The organism is Rhodovibrio sodomensis, from assembly GCF_016583645.1.
GTDB classification, from domain to species: Bacteria; Pseudomonadota; Alphaproteobacteria; order Kiloniellales; family Rhodovibrionaceae; genus Rhodovibrio; species Rhodovibrio sodomensis.
Map to the genome: position 1 here is coordinate 1 of NZ_NRRL01000008.1, position 18,351 is coordinate 18,351.

Below are 18,351 nucleotides of genomic sequence, written 5' to 3' on the forward strand. Positions count from 1 at the left end.
CGATCCGTTCCTCGACCTCGCGCAAAAGGAGAAGACCGCCGTCGGAGGACATCTCGCCGCCGTCAAATCGGGCGAGCACACGCTTGCCCGAGACAGGTGACAGGCCCGGCAGTTCAGGGGTATGTTCAACCACGGCGGGTGAGCTCCTGCTGATCGTAGGTTTTCGTCTCCACACCGAAATCTTACGACTATTCAGCAGCTTGGGCTACACCCGCCGTCCCCCATGAATTTTCCGGGCTAGACACCCGATAGCCAGACGAGACAGCCGCCGGCCACAGCCGACCCCACCCGGACGATCGACTCCGCCCATTTTTGGACTGACTGGTCCACATATCGAACCAAAGGAGCGTACGCGCAATGACCACCCCCAAGCTCTTCACCCCGACCGAGGTCGGCGACATTCAGGTCCCGAACCGGGTCGTGATGGCGCCGCTGACCCGCAACCGGGCGCGTAGCGAGACCAACGAGCCGTTCGACCTGCACGCCGCCTACTACAGCCAGCGCGCCAGCGCCGGCCTGATCATCACCGAGGCGACCCAGATCTCCCCCGAGGGCAAGGGCTACGCTTGGACGCCCGGCATCCACGCGCAGCGGCAGATCGACGGCTGGCGCCAGGTGACCGACGCCGTCCACACCGCCGGCGGCCGGATCGTCCTGCAGCTGTGGCACGTCGGCCGGATCTCCCACACTTCGCTGCAGCCGGACGGCGCCGCCCCGGTCGGCCCGACCGCCGTGGCCGCCAGCGCCTACACCTTCGACGGCAACGGCTTCGTCGAGACCTCGACGCCGCGCGCGCTGGCGACCGACGAGATCGCCCGCGTGGTCGAGGACTACCGCAGCGCCGCGCGCAACGCCTGGGATGCCGGGTTCGACGGGGTCGAGGTGCACGCCGCCAACGGCTACCTGTTGGACCAGTTCCTGCGCGACCACCCCAACCAGCGCACGGATCGCTACGGCGGCCCGATCGAGAACCGCGTCCGGATCCTGCGCGAGGTCTTCGAGGCGGTGACCGACGTCTGGCCGGCCGGCCGGGTGGGCGTGCGCTTCAGCCCCTTCAGCAATTTCAACGACGTCGCCGACAGCACGCCGATGGAGACCTTCGGCACCGCGGTCGATGTCGCCAACGGCTTCGGCCTCGGCTATCTGCATCTGGTCGAGGGAGAGACCGGCGGCTCCCGCGACCTGCCGGAAGGCGCCAGCTATGCCGCGCTGCGCCAGCGTTTCGACGGCGCCTACATGGCCAACAACGGCTACGACCGGCAGATGGCGATCGACGCCGTCGAGCGCGGCGCGGCCGACCTGATCGCGTTCGGCCGGCCCTACATCGCCAACCCCGACCTGGTCGAGCGGCTGCGCCTGAACGCCCCGCTCAACACGCCCGACCGGGACACCTTCTACGGCGGCGGGGCTGAGGGCTACACCGACTACCCGTTCCTGACGGCCGACCAGGCCGCCTAGCTCTAGACCCGCGCCGTCCCGCCACGCCGTGCGGGCGGCGCGGGCCAGGAGACGCGTGCCGATCCGCACGCCCGGCCAGAGATGGCCGCGAACCGCGCGTCCCGGCGGGCCCGCCGCGCGGGGCCCGTGCACATGGGCGCGCTCTCAAACCAAGCCTAAAGACATCTGCCAAGGGAGCTCTCGATGAGCGAAACCCGCGGTTACGCCGCGCAATCCCCCGAGTCCGGCCTCGCCCCGATCAACTTCGAGCGGCGCGAATTGCGCACCGACGACGTGGCGATCGAGATCGACTACTGCGGCGTCTGCCACACCGACATTCACTTCGTCCAGAACGACTGGGGCATGACCTCCTACCCGGTCGTGCCGGGCCACGAGATCGTCGGCCGCGTCACCGCCGTCGGCGGCGAGGTCACCGGCTTCAAGGTCGGCGACCGCGTCGGTGTCGGCTGCATGGTCGATTCCTGCCGCCACTGCCACGCCTGCGAGGACGGGCTGGAGCAGTACTGCCGCGAAGGCCCGGTGCTGACCTATAACGGCCAGGACCGCCACGACGGCTCGATCACCTTCGGCGGCTATTCCGAAAGCGTCGTGGTCAGCGACCGCTTCGTCGTGCGCGTGCCCGACGCGCTCGACATGGCCGCAGCGGCGCCGCTGCTGTGCGCCGGCATCACCACCTATTCCCCGCTGGTCCACTACGGCGTCAAGCCGGGCCACAAGGTCGGCGTCGTCGGCATGGGCGGCCTCGGGCACATGGGCATCAAGTTCGCCAAGGCCCTGGGCGCCGAGGTCACCGTGTTCACCCGCTCGGAGAACAAGGTCGCCGAGGCCAAGCGCCAGGGCGCGGACCGGGTGATCATCTCAACCGACGACGACCAGATGGCCGACGCGGCCGGCGCGCTGGACTACATCCTGGATACCGTGCCGGTCCAGCACGACCTGAACCCGTATCTCCAGACCCTGACCTACGACGGCACGCACATCCTGGTCGGCCTGCTGGAGCCGGTGGAGCCGCCGGTCGAGGGCGGCCAGCTGGTGATGCAGCGCCGGGTGCTCGCCGGCTCGCTGATCGGCGGCATGCCGGAGACGCAGGAGGTCCTGGACTTCTGCGCCGAGCACGGCATCACCTGCGAGGTCGAGATGCTCGACATCGCCAAGATCAACCAAGCCTACGAGCGGGTGAAGCGCGGCGACGTGAAGTACCGCTTCGTGATCGACATGGCGACGCTGAAGGGATCTGCCGGCTGATCGAGGATTTAGAATGCCGGCATCTTAATTTATCCCCCTCCTCCACTGGGAGGAGGGGCTAGGGGAGGAGGGACCACAGGCATCTGCGCCGCGTGCAACCTCCTCTCCCTATCCCTCTCCTCCCAGTGGAGGAGAGGGGATTATCGGCGCACAGGCTTAACGACACCGGGTCACGTGCTGCGCGGCATGCCCAGCACGTGTTCGCCCAGGTAGGCGAGGATCAGGTTGGTCGAGACCGGCGCGACCTGATAGAGCCGGGTCTCCCGGAACTTGCGCTCGACGTCGTAGTCCTCGGCGAAGCCGTAACCGCCGAAGGTCTGCAGGCAGGTGTCGCCGGCCTGCCAGGCGGCCTCGCTCGCCAGCAGCTTGGCCATGTTGGCGGTCTTGCCGCAGGGCTGGCCGCGCTCGAACCGCTGGGCGGCCTGCTGCACCATCAGGTCCGCCGCCTCGACCTGGGCGTAGGCGCGGGCTATCGGGAACTGCACGCCCTGCTTCGCGCCGATCGGGCTGTCGAACACGGTTCGGTCGCTGGCGTAGCGGCGCGCCTGGTCGACGAACCAGCGGCCGTCGCCGATGCATTCCGCCGCGATCAGCACGCGCTCGGCGTTCATGCCGTCCAGGATGTAGGCGAAGCCGCGGTCCGGCTCGCCGACCAGCGCGCTTACGGGTACGCGCAGGTCGTCGAGGAACACCTGCGTGGTCGCATGGTTGATCATCGTGCGAATCGGCTGGATCTCGACACCCCGGCCGATGTGCTGGCGCAGGTCGATCAGGAACACCGACAGGCCGCGGCTGCGCTTCTCCACCCGGTCCTTGGGCGTCGTCCGGGCGAGCAGCAGCATCAAATCGGAATGCTCGGCCCGGCTGGTCCAGATTTTCTGACCCTGGATGACATAGTCGTCGCCATCCCGCACGGCCGTGGTCTTGATCGACAGCGTGTCGCTGCCGGCATCCGGCTCGCTCACGCCGAACGCCTGCAGGCGCAGCTCGCCGCGCGCGATTCCCGGCAGGTAGGCCCGGCGCTGGTCCTCCGAGCCGTGCCGGAGCAGCGTGCCCATGGTGTACATCTGCGCGTGGCAGGCAGCACCGTTGCCGCCGGATTTGTGAACTTCCTCCAGGATCGCCGCCGCCGCGGACAGCGGCAGGCCGCTGCCGCCGTAGGCCTCGGGGATCAGGCAGGCGAGGTAGCCGGCCTCCGTCAGCGCGTCGACGAACTCCTTCGGATAGGCCCGTTCCCGGTCCTTGTCGCGCCAATAGCTGCCGGGAAGGCGCGCGCACAGATCGCGCACCCCCTGACGGATCTCCGGCCAGGTCGGCGCGTCGGCGTCGAGGGGTGACGGCAGGGCCATGCGGCGACACGCTCCTTTTTTGGCGTCGACGGAGGTGGGGGGCCAGATTAGCCGGCAGTGAAGGTTGATGAAAACGCTGTCCACGAAGGGAAGGAGGAGCCGGTCATGACTGCGCGGGAAACCCGGCGCCACACCGAGATTCTAAGCGAGTTGCTGGGCGGCCTCACGGGCCGCCATCTGGCCGACATCGGCTGCGGGCACGGCGCGCTCGCCCGGCGCCTGGCGGCCGACGGCGCGGAAGTGATCGGGCTGGACCCGCAGGAGACCGCCGTCACCGCGGCGATGGCCGCGGACGTCGACAGCGGGGCGCACTGGGCCGCGGCGGCGGGGGAGGCGCTGCCGCTGCCCGACCGCGCGCTGGACGACGTCTTGTACTTCAACGCCCTGCACCACGTCCCGGCGGCCAATCTGGACGCCGCGCTCCAGGAGGCGCACCGCACGCTCCGGCCCGGCGGCCGGCTGCTTGCGGTCGAGCCGATCGCCGAGGGTCCGCTGTTCGAGCTGACCCGGGTGGTTGAGGACGAGACGGCCGTGCGCGCGGCCGCGGAGGACGCGCTGGCGCGCGCCCACGCCGGCGCCGGCTGGCGGATGGCGGCCCGGCGGGAGTATTCGGCGCCGGTCAAGTACGCGACCTTCCAGGCGTTCCGCGACGGCCTGGTCAAGATCGATCCGGCCCGCGAGGCCACGGTCGCCGCGCAGGAGGACTGGCTGCGCGCCCGCTTCGCCGAGCTCGCCCGCGAAGCCGACGGCGCCTGCTGGCTCGACCAGCCAACGCGCGCGACGCTGCTGCAGCGGTTGTGAATTCCCTTGTCAGTGAGCACGGCGCGTCGGCGGATCCCCTCCTCCGCTGGCGAGACTTTTGCACGGGCGCTTTGGAGAGCCGTCAGGCGTCCTTCGACACGGCCGCTGCGCGGCCTGCTCAGGATGCCGTCAAAGTCTTAAAAAGAATAACAATATCAAAATTTTAAATATACTGACGTCATCCTGAGCAGCCGACCGCAGGTCGGCGTGTCGAAGGACGCCTGACGGGTATAGCCACCATCGTGCAAAAGTCCAATGGGGGGAGAGGGACAGGGTGAGGAGGTGGCCGCGCCATCGCGGAGCGGACATGCCCTGCAGACCACCCCCACCCCGGCCCTCCCCTTCGAGCGAAGGGGAGGGAACCCGCTGCGCCGTCCTGCCCTCTCATCGCATCGACAATCGCCGACACACCTTTGACAGATTGCGACATCGCCGCGACTTGTCTGCTCCAAGTCGCGCCGAGGTCGCGCAACCGTGAGACCGGGGCGTCGCAAATCGTCAATCCGTTAACGCTCGAAAGCCATCCGCACGCGCCCCGGCGGCGTTAGCGGTGGGGGTATAGATGCGGCGGCCGGCCGCAGGCCCGGCCGCCGGAAAGCCGCTGAGCCCCCTGTCGCGCGAATAAAGGAACGCCGCCATGCCCCAGACCAAGGAGCGCAACGTCCCCGTCAACCTGCGCCAAAGCGGTGACGCGGACGTCCGCATGCTGATCGGTACCCGGGTGCGCAAGTCGCCCTTCTGGCACAAGTCGGTCGAGCACGGCGTGCGCGCGGTGACGGTCTACAACCACATGTACCATCCGCGCCTGTACTTCTCCGAAGAGCAGAACGCGCTGATGGGCGAGTACTATTACCTGACCAACCACGTCACGCTGTGGAACGTCGCCGTCGAGCGGCAGATCATGGTCAAGGGCCCGGACGCGCAGGACTTCGTCAACCGCGTCGTGACCCGCGACATGAAGAAGAAGATGCCGGTCAACAAGGCGCGCTACGTCATCCTGTGCGACGAGCACGGCGGCATCATCAACGACCCCGTGCTGCTGCGGGTGGCGGAGGACGAGTACTGGTTCTCGATCTCCGATTCCGACCTGCTGCTGTGGTTCAAGGGCCTGAACCAGGGCTGGAACATGGATGTCGAATTGAAGGAGATCGACGTCTCGCCGGTCCAGGTGCAGGGGCCGAAGGCGCAGACGATGATGCGCGACATCTTCGGCGACGCGCTCGACGGCATGAAGTACTACGAGCTCAAGCAGACCCAGATGTACGGCATGGACGTGGTGATCTCGCGCACCGGCTTCTCGGGCGAGGTCGGCTACGAGATCTACCTGCGCAACGCGGACCGCGACGCCGACCGCTTCTGGGACACGCTGGTCCAGGCGGGCGAGCCGCACGACCTGCGGGTGATCGCCCCGGGCCACATCCGCCGAATCGAGGCCGGCATCATGTCCTACGGCCAGGACATGGACGTCGAAACCAACCCCTTCGAGGTGCCGCTGGCCTGGCAGTTCGATCCCGAGAAGGAGGATTGGTACGTCGGCAAGGACGCGCTGCACCGGATCTATCGTCAGGGCGTCGCGCGCCAGCTGGTCGGCCTGGTGATGGGCGGCCCGCGGATCACCTGGTACAACAGCGACTTCTGGACGGTGCGCGACGGCACCGACACGACCGACGTCGGCTACGTCACGAGCGCGTTCTATTCGCCCAAGATGGACTGCAACATCGCGCTCGCCTTCGTGCCCAACGCCTATGCCGAGGCCGGGACCCAGCTGCACGTCGACCTCCCGGCGGAAGCCGGCGACGTCCCGGCGGCGGTGCATCGCGTGCCGTTCTACGACCCGGACAAACAGCTCCCCCGCGGCTCCTACCCGAAGGTCGAAGCGGCCGAGTAACCCGCCACCCAATCGGCCTGGAGCCTCCCCGGCGTCCAACCTGGGCGCCGGGGTTTATTGTCCGCGCGATCGCGTGGGTGCCCCTGTCGGGCGCTCTACCGCGCGCCCAGCACCAGGTTGGCCGCGGTGTGGCCGCTGGCGGTAGAGCCTTCGATGGTCGCGGGCAGGCCGGTCGCGGTCCAGTCGCCGGCCAGCAGCAGGTTGGGCACCGGCGTCGCCGCCGCCGGGCGCCGGCGAACGGCGGCCGGCGTCTGGGCGAAGGTCGCACGGCGTTCCTTGATCACCCGCATCGGCGGCTGGTGCTTGGGATCGAGGGCGAGCGCCCGGGCGACATCGGGCCAGAGGATCTCGGCGATCTCGGCCGCCGGTCGCTCGGCCAGATGGGTGGCGGCGGAGACGGTGACGCTGGCGACGTCGTCGCGCAGGAACACCCATTCCGCCGTGCCGCCGACCAGGCCCAGGAACGGGATCCCCTCGGCGAGCCGGGCGCGATGCGGCAGGCGGATGTGCGCGTTGACGATCGGCCGCACCTCGGTCGGCGCGGTCAGCCCCGGGATCAACTGCCGGGCGACCGGGGCCGGCACCGCCAGCACCACGCGATCCCGCGGCGCCACCGGTTCGTGGCCCTGGGCGAACGCCAGGCCGGTGATCCCGCCGTCGTCGCCGGCCAGCTCGCGCAGCCGCCACCCCAGGCGCAGCTCCGCGCCCGCGGTTTCGAGTGCGGCCAGCGCGGGCTCGACGAAGGTGTCCGACAGCGACTTGATCGCGACCAGCGGCCGGGCGTGGCGTCCGCCGCGGGCGAACGAGTCCAACAGCACCCGGCGCAGCAGGCGCGCGTCCGCCTCCTCCGGCTGGGTGTTCAGGATCGAGATTGCGAGCGGTTTCCACAGCCGCTCCCAGATCGCGCTGCCGGGCCGGGCGAGCCGGTCGGCCACCGTATCGCCGTCGCGCGCGAACGCGATCGCGGCCCCGCGCAGATGGTCGAGCGCGCTCGCCCCCCTCACCCGTCGGCTGCGGACCAGCAGCCACCAGGGCAGCGGACCGTCGTTCGGCCGGACGGTCCAGCGCTCCCCGGTCGCCAGATCGACGAACGGGAAATACGCGCCGGGCGGAGCGGTCAGGCGGTGTTCCGCCCCGGTCGCGCGCAGGAAGGCGAGCGCGTTCGGGTTCGCGCTCAAAAGCAGATGGTTGCCGTTGTCGACCGTGCGCTCGAGCTCGGTATCGTAGAGCGAGCGGCAGCGCCCGCCGGCCTGCGGGGCGGCGTCGTACAGCGTCACCCGCTCGCCCGCCTGCGCCAGCCGCACGGCGCAGGCGAGCCCCGCCATGCCGGCCCCGATCACATGCGTGCGCGCCATCGCCCGATCGGCCCTCACGCGTTTTCGGGAACCGGCGACGGCCGCCGCAGGACGGACAGCGCGCCCCGGCCGGCGACCCACAGCTTGGCCGGCTTGGACAGCGCCACGCGCTCCGCCAGCGGGTCCTGCCGGCGCAGCCGGGCGTGCAGCGCATGCGCCAGCTCGGCGATCGCCGCCGCTTCCATCGCCATCCGCCGGTCGGTCAGGTGCGCCGGCAGCGCGCGCGCATCCGGCAGCAGCTCGCCGACGCCGTCCAGCGCCCGGTCGATCACCCGGCGCAGCGGCGGCTCCGCCCGGCCGGCCCCAAGCGCCGCGACCCCGATGCCGGCTTCGGTCAGCCAGCTTTCCGGCAGGTAGACGCGGTCCAGCCGGCGATAGTCTTCGGCCAGGTCCTGCAGGTGGTTCAGGATCTGCAACGCGGTGCACAGGGCGTCCGACAGCGGTCGCGCCGCCGCCGGCTCCCGGTGCAGGTCGAGCAGGAAACGTCCCACCGGGTTCGCGGAATAGCGGCAGTAGCCGACCAGCTCCGCCCAGTCGGCGTAGCGCGCCTTGACCGCGTCCTGCTTGAACGCGGTCAGCAGGTCGAGGCCGCGGGCGAGCGGCACATCCGTCGCCAAGAGACTGGCGCGCAGCCGATTGGCGACCGGGACGTCGCCCGCCTCGCCGCGCAGCCCGGCGCCCAAGCGGTCCAGCCGGGCGAGCTTGTCGTCGGGCGCGAGCCCGGGATTGTCGGCGATGTCGTCGGCCGCGCGGGCAAAGCCGTAATACGCCAGGACGTGGCCGCGCAAGCCGGGCGCGATCAGGCGGGACGCGACCGGGAAGTTCTCGTCGCCGCGGCCTTTGCCGGATGGCGTCTCGATCGCGCTCACGGGGGATGCGGCTCCAGCGGGGGTGGTCAGGCTCGCGCGGACTGTAACGAACGCGTCCCGACGGGACTAGCGCGGGTGGGAGACGCCCATGCGCCATGGTTCGGTAGGGTGGATTAGACGCGGACCGCGGCTTGAGTCCCCTCGCCCTCGAGGGGAGAGGGAGGGGCCCGCGCCGCGGTAGCGGCGTGGGAGGGTGAGGGTGGGACTCCTCGGTTGGCGCCGGGGAGTCCCACCCTCACCTCGCCTCTCCCCTCAAGGGAGAGGGACCCGCCGTAACGCTCTGCTTAGTGGTGGACAGCTTGCCCGCCTAACCGTCCGTCTCGTGGCCGTCGCCGATGGCGCCGCCGGTCGGGTCGGCGTGCTGGGCGTCTTCGGGCAGGCCGGGGTGCAGGCTTTTGGGCGCGTGCTGCATGAACCGCTCGAGGTAGAGGCGCTTGGCGGCGTGCGGGGGCAGCGGCTGCAGGGTGACCGGCCCGCGGTGGTAGATTTTCCGCGGCGGCGGCTCGAAGATGTGGTCGGCGACGTCGCGCTCGAACCCGGCAAGCTGGGTCGCCTCCAGGTAGGCGGCCGCGCGGTCGGCCTTCTTGATCAGCTGGTGGATCTCGGCCGGCAGCTCGCCCGGCAGGCCGAAGCGCAGCAGCACCGCCTGCATCAGCCGCTGCTCCAGCGCCTTGTAATCGATCCCGACGGCCGCCTTGAACGGTGTGATCAGGTCGCCGATCACGTACTCCGGCGCATCGTGCAGCAGCACGGCCAGGCGCCACTTGCGCGCGGTCCCGGCGCGCAGCCGGCCCGCCAGGTCGTCGACCAGCACCGAATGCTGCGCCACCGAAAACGCCCAGTCGCCCGACGTCTGGCCGTTCCAGCGGGCGACCCGGGACAGACCGTGGGCGATGTCCTCGATCTCCACGTCGAGCGGCGACGGCTCCAGCAGGTCGAGCCGGCGGCCCGAAAGCATGCGCTGCCAAGCACGCTCCAGGTCCTTGTTCTTGGACGGTTTTTTCGGGGTCGGGCGGCTGGCCATGCGGCGCTCGGGGATCAGGGCTGACTGGCCGCTCTCGGGGCCTTGAGGCGGACCAGCGACAGGCCCGAGCCGGCCGGGAAGCGGGTGATCCCGCCCAGCTCCGGCAGCGGCTCGTAGCTTTCGATCAGATCCCGCGCGCCGTGCTCGGCGGCCTCGGTGTAGGTCCAGGCGTAGTCCTTGCCGCCGCGCGACCAGGCGATCTCGTCGCCCGGTACCACCTCGGGATCGAACAGCATGTCGAGCGAGGGCAGCGGCGGACCGCCGGTCGCGTGCACCTGGGTCGCGGCGAAATTGTCGTCGACAAGCATCCAGCGGAAGCCGCGCGCGTGCGCTTCGACGACCCGGCGGGCGTGGTTGATGTGATCGTCGAAGAAGACCAGCGCCTCGGCGTTCGCCGGGTCGGGCTGGATCGTCTGCGTCCAGTCGCCCGCGTGCACCTGCAACTGCGCGTGCGACCAGGTCAGCTTGCCGGTGTCGACGTCGAAGCTGTCGATCGGCGTATCCGGACAGGCGCGGTGGAGGATCCAGGCGCTGTGCCCGCGATGGGTGCCGCTTTCGACGATCCGGGCGGGCCGCAGGGCGCGGGCGAGCACGAACAGCCACAGCGAATCGTTCACCCCGCTGCCGCCCGGGTTGTCGCCCGCCGGGCTGTCGGCGTGGATCCGGAAGAACTCGCCGGCCCAGGCCCCGAGCTCTCGCGAACCGCCGTCAGGCATCAGGTCCAGCCGGGTCAGCGCCGCCGCGATGGTATCGCTCAGCTGGCGTTCCAGCCGGGCCTGCAGCTTGTCCGACAGCAGCCGACGCCCTTGCCACCCGTCGCTCCGTGGGCTGACGCGGTAGTCGTGCGTGGCGGGCTTCGGATCGGCGGACATTGGCGGAACCGGCCTTGGGGTTGGACGCTCGGGCAGGAACTGCGGTCGCGGTCGGGACGGCCCGCACCGAGGTCGCCCGCGCGAATGGCATTACCACAACGGCCGGGGCGGGGGGCCCGGAGGCCGTGCGCGCCGGTGCGGCCGCCACAAGGTCATCACCGCTGCGCCGGGCCGCTGTCAAGCCGCGCCGCGGATCGGGTGGCTGGCAAGAACTGGCTTGGAAAAAGGGGCCCGGCTGACGGCGGTGACGGGCGGCACCGCCGTCAGCCGGGGAAGGGCAGAGAGGCTACGCGCGACTCGCGGGCCGGGACGCACCCTGGCAGGCGCCGCCGCAACCGTGGCCGAAGGGCCGCCCGACCGCACGAGGGGAGGAACGGCCGGGCGGACCCGACGGGCACGGGCGCGGCGCAGCCGGGACGGGAGGGATCCCTGGGGCGCCGCGGCTCGCGACGAACGGCGGGCGGGAGAGGGGGCGACAGCCGCCGCCGTCCGTCTGTATGTGAAACATGGAGGTCGCGGCCGGGCGTCGAAGTGACTGCGATCACACCGCGTCGCCGGGGGCGTGCGATGCCGGCCCGGCCGACTTACCCGCCGCGCACGCTCGCGACCATGTCGGCGAGCGCAGGGATGTCGTCGACCACCAGCACGTTGCGTTCCTTGCGCAGGATTCCCGCACGCGTCAGGTCGGAGAACACGCGGGCAACCGTCTCGCGGGTGGTGGAAACCCGGCTGGCGACCTCCGAATGGACGGGAATCGGCGACAGCCGGGCGGTCTCGGCGTCCGGCCCGGCGGCCTCCCGGGCGAGGCGGAGCACTTCCGCGTGGACCCGGTTGTTCGCCCCCAGCGCGCTCAAGTCCATGATCCGCTCGCTCGCCTGCCGGATCATCCGGGTCAGGCGGCGCATGGTGGCGAGCCCGGCTTCGGGGTAATCGGCGAGGACGTTCAGAAAGGTCCGCTGGTCGAGCGAGGCGGTCAGGGTCCGCTGCACCGCGACCACCGAGGCCGAGCGGGCGCCGCCGTCGATCGCCGCCAGCTCGCCGACCGAGCCGCCGGGCCCGATGTCGTCGAAGGCGACCTCGCGCCCGCTGGCGGCGTAGTCGAGCACGCGCACCCGGCCCCAAACGATGAAGTGCACCTCGTGGCTGTCCTGCTCGCGCGCGATCACGGTCTCCTGCGCGGCGTAGGTGCGCCAGCGGCACCGCTCCTCGATCCGCCGCCGCGCGTCGTCGGCCAGTTCGCGGAAAATCTCGACCTGCGCCAGCGACCGGTCGCGCCCTTCCTGCCGTGCGCTCAAAATCCGTGGTCCCCTCGTTCGACCGATGCCGGCCCGGCGACCGGCTCAGCGGTTCATCAGGTCGTCCAGCGTCCAATGCGGGCGTTCCGGCAGGTCCGCATGAACAATGCCATCGATCTGACGCAGGCTCTGGCAGGCTTCTTCCCAGCCTGCGTGCAGGACCTGGTCGAGCCGCGTCGCCGTGCCTGGCTTCCGCGCCTCGTTCAGTTTGCCGCGCAGGCTCGGGCTTTCGTCGAGCAGCCGGACAATTTCCCGGCGTTGGTCGCGCACCGTGCGCGCCCAATGGGCGGCCGGTTGGGTCTCGGGCGCGGCGTCCAGCTTGACCAGATGCTCGATCAAAACCTCCAGCCGGCTCAGCAGCTCGCGCAGGTCCCGCTTGCCCAAATCCGCGACCTCCTCGGCGAGCTGATCGTAATCCAGCTGATTGTGGACGCGTGGGACGGCCCGCAGAGCTTCGGCCTGCGCCTGTGTCCAGGCGACGAAGTCCTCGTCGTACAGCGGCTTAGCCATCATCCATCACCCGCGCAACTGGAACCGTCGGCAGCTTTTCCACGAGTTTGCGCGCACTTCCGCGATCGGGCAAGCGGGCCTCGCGGCGCAGCGCACGGCGCCTACCGCCCGACCGCATAGCCCTGCATGCCGCGCGGGTTGGCGCCGGCCTTGATCAGGCCGTCTTCGGTGCCGACCGCCGAGACCCGGCCGAGCGACCAGGGATCGCAGATGCCGAGGTGATGGCCGCGCCGGCCGAGCTCGACGAAGGTCGCCTCGGGAAACAGGCTTTCCAGGTCGAGCGTGCCCAGCTTGGCCCGGCGCGGATAGAACGACGACGGCATGTGGTCGGTCTTGAAGCCCGGCGCGTCGATCGCCTGCTGCAGGTCGTAGCCGGCGTGGACGTGGCGCAGGAAGGCGTGCAGCGTCCACTGGTCCTGGTAGTCGCCGCCCGGCGTGCCGATCGCCAGCACCCGGCCGTCGTCGTGGGTGGCGAGCGTGACCGACAGGGTGGTGCGCGGGCGCTTGCCGGGCGCCAGGCTGCCGGGCTGGCCGTCCTCCAGCCAGAACATCTGGGCGCGCGTGCCCAGGCAAAAGCCCAGCTCCGGGATCACCGGCGAGGACTGCAGCCAGCCGCCCGACGGGGTGGCCGTGACCGCGTTGCCGTGCCGGTCGATCACGTCGATGTGGCAGGTGTCGCCGGGCGCCTGGCGATCGCCGTGCTGCCGGGCGCCCTGCCCGGCATCGCCCTGCTTCGGCGTGTCGTCCTGCACCGTCGGCTCGCCGCCGCCGAACGCGCCCAGCGCCTGCTCCGGCGGCGGCGCCAGGGCGAGTTCCAGCAGCCGGTCCAGATCGCCGCCGTAGCCGGGGATCTCGCCCGGGCGCAGCTCCAGGCTCGCCTGCCGGCCGATCAGGGCGCGCCGGCGGTCGGCGTAGGCATCGGACAAAAGCGTTTGCAGCGGCACGTCGACGAACGCCGGGTCGCCGTAGAACAGCTCCCGGTCGGCGAACGCGAGCTTGGCGGCCTCGGTCACCGTATGCACGAAGTCCGGGCCGGTCGGGTCGAGCGCGTCCAGGTCGAAGCCCTGCAGCAATGCTAGCTGCTGCAGCAGCACCGGCCCCTGCGACCAGGCGCCGGCCTTGTGCACCCGCCAGCCGTGGTAATCGCGCGCGACCGCCGCCTCCTTGATCGCCCGCCAGTTGGCGAGATCGTCGCCGTCCAGCAAGCCGGCGTGGCGCGCGCCGCTGGTGTCCATCACCCGTTGCATGCGGCAGAACCCGGCGATCGCCTCGGCGACGAACCCCTCGGCCCAGACGCGCCGGGCGGCCTCGATCGTCGCCGCGCGGTCGCGGCCCTGAGCCTCCGCCGCGCGCAGCAGGCGGTCATAGGTGTCGGCCAGCGTGGGGTTGGCGAACCGCTTGCCGGGTGTGGGCACGCGGTTGCCCGGCAGGTAGGTCGCCGCACTGCTCGGCCATTCGGTGCGGAACAGCTCGGCGACCGCCTCGATCGTGCCGGCGATCCGCGGGACCAGCGGGTAGCCGTGCCGGGCGTAGTGGATCGCCGGTGCCAGCACGGTCCGCAGGCTCAGGCTGCCGTGGTCGCGCAGCAGCAGCATCCAGGCATCGAACGCCCCCGGCACGGTGGCCGCTATCAGCCCGGTGCCCGGCACCGCGTCCAGGCCCTGCCGACGGTAGGCCTCGATGGTCGCCGCGCGCGGCGCCGGGCCCTGGCCGCAGACGATCTCGACCTCTTGCCCCGCCGGCTTGAAGGCGATCGGCACCTCGCCGCCGGGCCCGTTCAGGTGCGGCTCCACCACCTGCAGCGTGAAGCCGCCCGCCACCGCCGCGTCGAACGCGTTGCCGCCGAGCTCCAGCATGCCCATCGCCGCCTGGCTCGCCAGCCAATGGGTCGAGGCGACCGCGCCGAAGGTGCCGCGGATCTCGGGACGGGTGCTGAAGGTCATGGCGGCTTGTCCGAGTCCGTTGTCAGGGCGTATCGGCGGGTCCCCTCTCCGTCGCTCGAAGGATGGGAAACCGGGCGCGTGCGTGCGTTCCTACCGGATACGTTAGGCCGGCCGTGCGCGCCCGCGCAACCGACGCCGCTTGTGGCGCGGGCGGACGCCATGCTTTAGACAGGGGCGCGTTAGGATCATTTCCGGGGGACAGGACGAAACCCATGGCCGCCATCGAACACCCGTACCTCATGTTCCTGGGCGACGCGCCCGACCAGCTGGCCGCGAAGACCGCGCAGGGGGTGGCGCACTGGCGCCCGGAGTGGTGCCTGGGACAGTTCCGGATGGACGGCTGCAAGGCCGACCTGGGCCTCGACGACATGACCATCGAACAGGCTGCCAAGGCCGGCTGCCGCACCGTGATCGTCGGCGTCGCCAACCGCGGCGGAGTGATCTCCGAGGCCTGGACCGACGCGCTGGAACTGGCGATGGACCTGGGCATGGACCTCGCCTCCGGCCTGCACAAGAAGCTGGGCGACGTCGAGCGCCTGCGCACGGCGGCCGAGCGCAACGGCCGGCAGATGCTGGACGTCCGCCACCCGACCCGCGACTTCGCGGTCGCCGACGGCCAGAAGCGCCCGGGAAAACGGCTGCTGACCGTCGGCACCGACTGCTCGGTCGGCAAGATGTACGCCTCGCTCGCGATCGAGGCGGAGCTGCGCACGCGTGGCCTCAAGGCGGACTTCCGCGCCACCGGGCAGACCGGCATCTTCATCGCCGGCGACGGCGTCTCGGTCGATGCGGTGATCGCCGACTTCATCTCGGGGGCGACCGAATGGCTGACCCCGGCCAACGACGACGACCACTGGGACGTGGTCGAGGGTCAGGGCTCGCTGTTCCACGCCTCGTTCGCCGGCGTCTCGACCGGCCTGCTGCACGGCAGCCAGCCGGACGCGCTGGTGCTGTGCCACGAGCCGACCCGCGGCCACATGCGCGGTCTGCCGACCTACCCCCTGCCCGATCTGGAGAGCTGCCTGCAGCAGAACGAGCTGGTCGCCCAATTGACCAACCCGAACGCCCGCACGATCGGGGTTGCGGTCAATACCAGCGCGCTCGACCGCGACGCCGCCAAGGCGTGCCTGCAGGAGATCGAGCAGCGCCTGGGCCTGCCCACGGTCGATCCGGTGCGCGACGGCGTGGCGCGCATCGTCGACCAGCTGACCTGAGGGGGCGCGGCAGCCGACATGGTGGAGCTCAGCGTCGCGCGCGAAAGCTGGCCGATCCGCGGTTCGTTCACGATCTCCCGCGGCACCCGGACGACGGCGGAGGTGGTGGTGGTCCAGCTGTCGGACGGCGGCCACGCCGGCCGCGGGGAGTGCGTGCCCTACCCCCGCTACGACGAGACGGTCGACGGCGTGATCGCCGAGATCGAGGGCCTGCGCGCCGCGCTGGCCGATGGCCTGGACCGGCATGCGCTGCAGGACCGGCTGCCGGCCGGGGCCGCGCGCAACGCCCTCGACTGCGCGTTCTGGGACCTCGAGGCCAAGCGCGCCGGCAAGCGCGTGTGGCAACTCGCGGGCCTGCCCGAGCCGCAGCCGGTGGCGACCGCCTACACCCTGTCGCTCGACACCCCCGCGCGGATGGCCGTCAGCGCCAAGGACAACCGCGAGCGGCCGCTGCTCAAGCTGAAGCTGTCCGGCCCGGACGACCTGGACCGCGTGGCGGCGGTGCGCGCCAACGCCCCCGACGCCCGGCTGATCGTCGACGCCAACGAGGGTTGGACGGCCGACCAGTACCGCAACCTGTCGGAGGAGCTGCGCGAGCTGGGCGTCGACATGATCGAACAGCCGCTGCCCGCCGGCGACGACGAAGGGCTGGCCGGGATCGCCCGCCCGGTGCCGGTGTGCGCGGACGAGTCGTGCCACGACCGCGCCAGCCTGGAGGCGCTCGCCGGCAAGTACGACATGGTCAACATCAAGCTGGACAAGACCGGCGGCCTGAGCGAAGCGCTGGCGCTCAAGGCCGAGGCGGAGGCCGCCGGCTTCGCCGTCATGGTCGGCTGCATGCTGGCGACCTCGCTCGCCATGGCGCCCGCGGTGCTGCTCGGCCAGGACGCCGAGATCGTCGACCTCGACGGCCCGCTGCTGCTGGCGAAGGACCGCGACGACGCGCTGACCTTCGCGGGCAGCTTCATCCACCCGCCCAGCGCAGGGTTGTGGGGTTAGAGCAAGATGAAGGTCCACGCGACCTTCATCGATTTTGCTCTAGCCGCCGCCGTGGCATTCGGCCGCGCGGCGCGTGGGTGACTGGGTCGCCACGCGCCCGATCACGGTTTCCAGATCGCCGCAGGCGGGTTTATCGTCCCGCGCATAGGGCCACCCCGTGGACACTTGCGGGGCCACGACGAGCGCCCGCGGCCGGGGGCAATCCGCCCGCGCGGACATTTCATGCCGGCGCCCGGTGATCCGACAGGCTTGCTCCCCGCGTAGTGAAGTTTACTTTGGCATCGGGATACTCGTAGCGACGAAGGGGCGACAAGGTCATGGCCGAGCGCAGCGACAAGGCGCGTGATGGTGGGGCCCGCGACGGCCTGGCCCGCGGCGGCGGGGAGCCGGTCTACCAGACGGACTTCCCGGCCGATCACCCGCCGATCAAGCAGGAGAAGGTCGGCGTGCTGCTGCTCAACCTGGGCACGCCCGAGGGCACCGACTACTGGTCGATGCGCCGCTACCTGAAGGAGTTCCTGTCGGACAAGCGGGTGATCGAGCTCAATCCCGTGTTCTGGCAGATCCTGCTCAACACGGTGATCCTGTCCAAGCGCCCGCAGGCCAGCGGCAAGGCCTATGCGTCGATCTGGAACACCGAGAAAAACGAGAGCCCGCTCAAGACGATCACGCGCGACCAGTCGGACTCGGTCGCGGAGATCATGCAGCAGCGCTTCGGCGGGCAGGTCGTGGTCGACTGGGCGATGCGCTACGGCTATCCGCGCACCCAGGACGTGCTGCGGAAGCTGGAGGATCAGGGCTGCCACAAGATCCTGATGCTGGCGCTCTATCCGCAGTACGCCGCCTCCACCACCGCGACCGCCTACGACCAGGCGTTCCGGGCGCTGATGCGGATGCGCTGGCAGCCGGCCGTGCGCACCGCCCCGCCCTATCACGACGAGCCGCAGTACATCGACGCGGTCGTGAACTCGATCAAGACCCACCTGAAGCAGCTCGACTGGACGCCGGAGGTGCTGGTCACCTCGTTTCACGGACTGCCCAAGCGCTACCTGCTGAACGGCGACCCCTACCACTGCCAGTGCGCCAAGACCTCCCGCCTGATCCGCGAGCGGCTGGGCTGGAGCACGGACGAGGTGCAGCTATCGTTCCAGTCCCGCTTCGGCCGCGAGGAGTGGTTGCAGCCCTATACCGACGAGAAGCTGGAACACCTCGCCGAACAGGGCGTGAAGAACATCGCCATCATCGCGCCGGGCTTCGCCAGCGACTGTGTCGAGACCCTGGAGGAGCTGGATCAGGAAGGCCGCGAATCGTTCCTCGAGGCCGGCGGCGAGAACTTCACCTACATCCCCTGCCTGAACGCCCAGCCGGACCACGTCCAGCTGATCGCCGACCTGGCGACCCGCGAACTCGGCGGCTGGGTCGACGAAAACGCCCGCGTCCGCGCGTCGATGGCGGCCGAGTAACGGGGCCAAGCCGGCTTTAGGCTGGAGTGGCCGGGGCATTCGGCGCTGGGTTGGGCGATCGGCTCG

Annotated in this window: 15 protein-coding genes; 7 read left to right on the forward strand and 8 right to left on the reverse strand. The window is 70.6% G+C overall.

The window, feature by feature from the left end:
* The first annotated feature begins 357 nt into the window (after positions 1 to 357).
* Positions 358 to 1,458, forward strand: coding sequence for an alkene reductase (locus CKO28_RS05700; protein ID WP_200339658.1), 1,101 nt, complete (start codon positions 358 to 360; stop codon positions 1,456 to 1,458).
* A 183-nt stretch (positions 1,459 to 1,641) separates the two neighbouring features.
* Positions 1,642 to 2,703, forward strand: coding sequence for an NAD(P)-dependent alcohol dehydrogenase (locus CKO28_RS05705; RefSeq protein WP_200339659.1), 1,062 nt, complete (start codon positions 1,642 to 1,644; stop codon positions 2,701 to 2,703).
* A gap of 170 nt (positions 2,704 to 2,873) precedes the next feature.
* Here the strand turns inward: CKO28_RS05705 and CKO28_RS05710 are convergent, their stop codons facing one another.
* On the reverse strand, positions 2,874 to 4,052 hold the full coding sequence (locus CKO28_RS05710) for an acyl-CoA dehydrogenase family protein (protein WP_200339660.1): 1,179 nt from the start codon (positions 4,050 to 4,052) through the stop codon (positions 2,874 to 2,876).
* Positions 4,053 to 4,157: 105 nt separating this feature from the next.
* Here CKO28_RS05710 and CKO28_RS05715 point away from each other — a divergent pair, with 105 nt between their 5' ends.
* Together CKO28_RS05715 and CKO28_RS05720 are read left to right on the forward strand one after the other, a co-directional pair.
* Complete coding sequence (locus CKO28_RS05715; RefSeq protein ID WP_200339661.1) at positions 4,158 to 4,853, forward strand: class I SAM-dependent methyltransferase; 696 nt, start codon at positions 4,158 to 4,160, stop codon at positions 4,851 to 4,853.
* 637 nt (positions 4,854 to 5,490) lie between these two features.
* The gene (locus tag CKO28_RS05720) at positions 5,491 to 6,741 is read left to right on the forward strand and encodes a glycine cleavage T C-terminal barrel domain-containing protein (RefSeq protein ID WP_200339662.1); all 1,251 of its coding nucleotides are present in this window, start codon (positions 5,491 to 5,493) and stop codon (positions 6,739 to 6,741) included.
* A 95-nt stretch (positions 6,742 to 6,836) separates the two neighbouring features.
* On the opposite strand, the gene hpnE is transcribed toward CKO28_RS05720, so the two are convergent.
* The 7 genes from hpnE to CKO28_RS05755 all read right to left on the reverse strand — a co-directional run bounded on the left by hpnE (position 6,837) and on the right by CKO28_RS05755 (position 14,609).
* A complete protein-coding gene (gene hpnE, locus CKO28_RS05725) occupies positions 6,837 to 8,096 on the reverse strand; it encodes a hydroxysqualene dehydroxylase HpnE (protein WP_200339663.1) in 1,260 nt (419 codons plus the stop codon).
* 14 nt (positions 8,097 to 8,110) lie between these two features.
* A complete protein-coding gene (hpnC, locus tag CKO28_RS05730; RefSeq protein ID WP_200339664.1) occupies positions 8,111 to 8,965 on the reverse strand; it encodes a squalene synthase HpnC in 855 nt (284 codons plus the stop codon).
* A 307-nt stretch (positions 8,966 to 9,272) separates the two neighbouring features.
* Positions 9,273 to 9,989, reverse strand: a complete 717-nt coding sequence (locus CKO28_RS05735) for an HD domain-containing protein (protein WP_200339665.1) — start codon at positions 9,987 to 9,989, stop codon at positions 9,273 to 9,275.
* 14 nt (positions 9,990 to 10,003) lie between these two features.
* Complete coding sequence (locus CKO28_RS05740) at positions 10,004 to 10,861, reverse strand: O-methyltransferase (RefSeq protein WP_200339666.1); 858 nt, start codon at positions 10,859 to 10,861, stop codon at positions 10,004 to 10,006.
* Positions 10,862 to 11,445: 584 nt separating this feature from the next.
* On the reverse strand, positions 11,446 to 12,156 hold the full coding sequence (locus CKO28_RS05745; RefSeq protein WP_242480361.1) for a Crp/Fnr family transcriptional regulator: 711 nt from the start codon (positions 12,154 to 12,156) through the stop codon (positions 11,446 to 11,448).
* Between the two features lie 45 nt (positions 12,157 to 12,201).
* On the reverse strand, positions 12,202 to 12,666 hold the full coding sequence (locus CKO28_RS05750) for a DUF29 domain-containing protein (protein ID WP_200339667.1): 465 nt from the start codon (positions 12,664 to 12,666) through the stop codon (positions 12,202 to 12,204).
* A 101-nt stretch (positions 12,667 to 12,767) separates the two neighbouring features.
* Entirely contained in the window at positions 12,768 to 14,609 is a 1,842-nt protein-coding gene (locus tag CKO28_RS05755; protein ID WP_200339668.1) for a gamma-glutamyltransferase family protein, read from the reverse strand.
* 212 nt (positions 14,610 to 14,821) lie between these two features.
* Here CKO28_RS05755 and dgcN point away from each other — a divergent pair, with 212 nt between their 5' ends.
* The 3 genes from dgcN (at position 14,822) to hemH (ending at position 18,285) form a co-directional block, all read left to right on the forward strand.
* Entirely contained in the window at positions 14,822 to 15,823 is a 1,002-nt protein-coding gene (gene dgcN / locus CKO28_RS05760; protein ID WP_200339669.1) for an N-acetyltransferase DgcN, read from the forward strand.
* Positions 15,824 to 15,841: 18 nt separating this feature from the next.
* Positions 15,842 to 16,822: an N-acetyl-D-Glu racemase DgcA gene (gene dgcA / locus CKO28_RS05765; protein WP_200339670.1), complete on the forward strand. Its 981-nt coding sequence runs from the start codon at positions 15,842 to 15,844 to the stop codon at positions 16,820 to 16,822.
* 317 nt (positions 16,823 to 17,139) lie between these two features.
* Positions 17,140 to 18,285 (forward strand): ferrochelatase, encoded by a 1,146-nt coding sequence (hemH, locus tag CKO28_RS05770; protein WP_200339671.1) that lies wholly within the window; start codon positions 17,140 to 17,142, stop codon positions 18,283 to 18,285.
* Positions 18,286 to 18,351 lie beyond the last annotated feature (66 nt).

Bases quoted from the DNA above. Each gene is read 5' to 3' on its own strand.
- CKO28_RS05735 (WP_200339665.1), bottom strand. From the start codon at position 9,989: ATGGCCAGCCGCCCGACCCCGAAAAAACCGTCCAAGAACAAGGACCTG.
- CKO28_RS05715 (WP_200339661.1), top strand. From the start codon at position 4,158: ATGACTGCGCGGGAAACCCGGCGCCACACCGAGATTCTAAGCGAGTTG.
- CKO28_RS05740 (WP_200339666.1), bottom strand. From the start codon at position 10,861: ATGTCCGCCGATCCGAAGCCCGCCACGCACGACTACCGCGTCAGCCCA.
- CKO28_RS05750 (WP_200339667.1), bottom strand. From the start codon at position 12,666: ATGGCTAAGCCGCTGTACGACGAGGACTTCGTCGCCTGGACACAGGCG.
- CKO28_RS05705 (WP_200339659.1), top strand. From the start codon at position 1,642: ATGAGCGAAACCCGCGGTTACGCCGCGCAATCCCCCGAGTCCGGCCTC.
- dgcN (WP_200339669.1), top strand. From the start codon at position 14,822: ATGGCCGCCATCGAACACCCGTACCTCATGTTCCTGGGCGACGCGCCC.
- CKO28_RS05700 (WP_200339658.1), top strand. From the start codon at position 358: ATGACCACCCCCAAGCTCTTCACCCCGACCGAGGTCGGCGACATTCAG.
- dgcA (WP_200339670.1), top strand. From the start codon at position 15,842: ATGGTGGAGCTCAGCGTCGCGCGCGAAAGCTGGCCGATCCGCGGTTCG.
- CKO28_RS05710 (WP_200339660.1), bottom strand. From the start codon at position 4,052: ATGGCCCTGCCGTCACCCCTCGACGCCGACGCGCCGACCTGGCCGGAG.
- hpnE (WP_200339663.1), bottom strand. From the start codon at position 8,096: ATGGCGCGCACGCATGTGATCGGGGCCGGCATGGCGGGGCTCGCCTGC.
- hemH (WP_200339671.1), top strand. From the start codon at position 17,140: ATGGCCGAGCGCAGCGACAAGGCGCGTGATGGTGGGGCCCGCGACGGC.
- CKO28_RS05720 (WP_200339662.1), top strand. From the start codon at position 5,491: ATGCCCCAGACCAAGGAGCGCAACGTCCCCGTCAACCTGCGCCAAAGC.
- CKO28_RS05755 (WP_200339668.1), bottom strand. From the start codon at position 14,609: ATGACCTTCAGCACCCGTCCCGAGATCCGCGGCACCTTCGGCGCGGTC.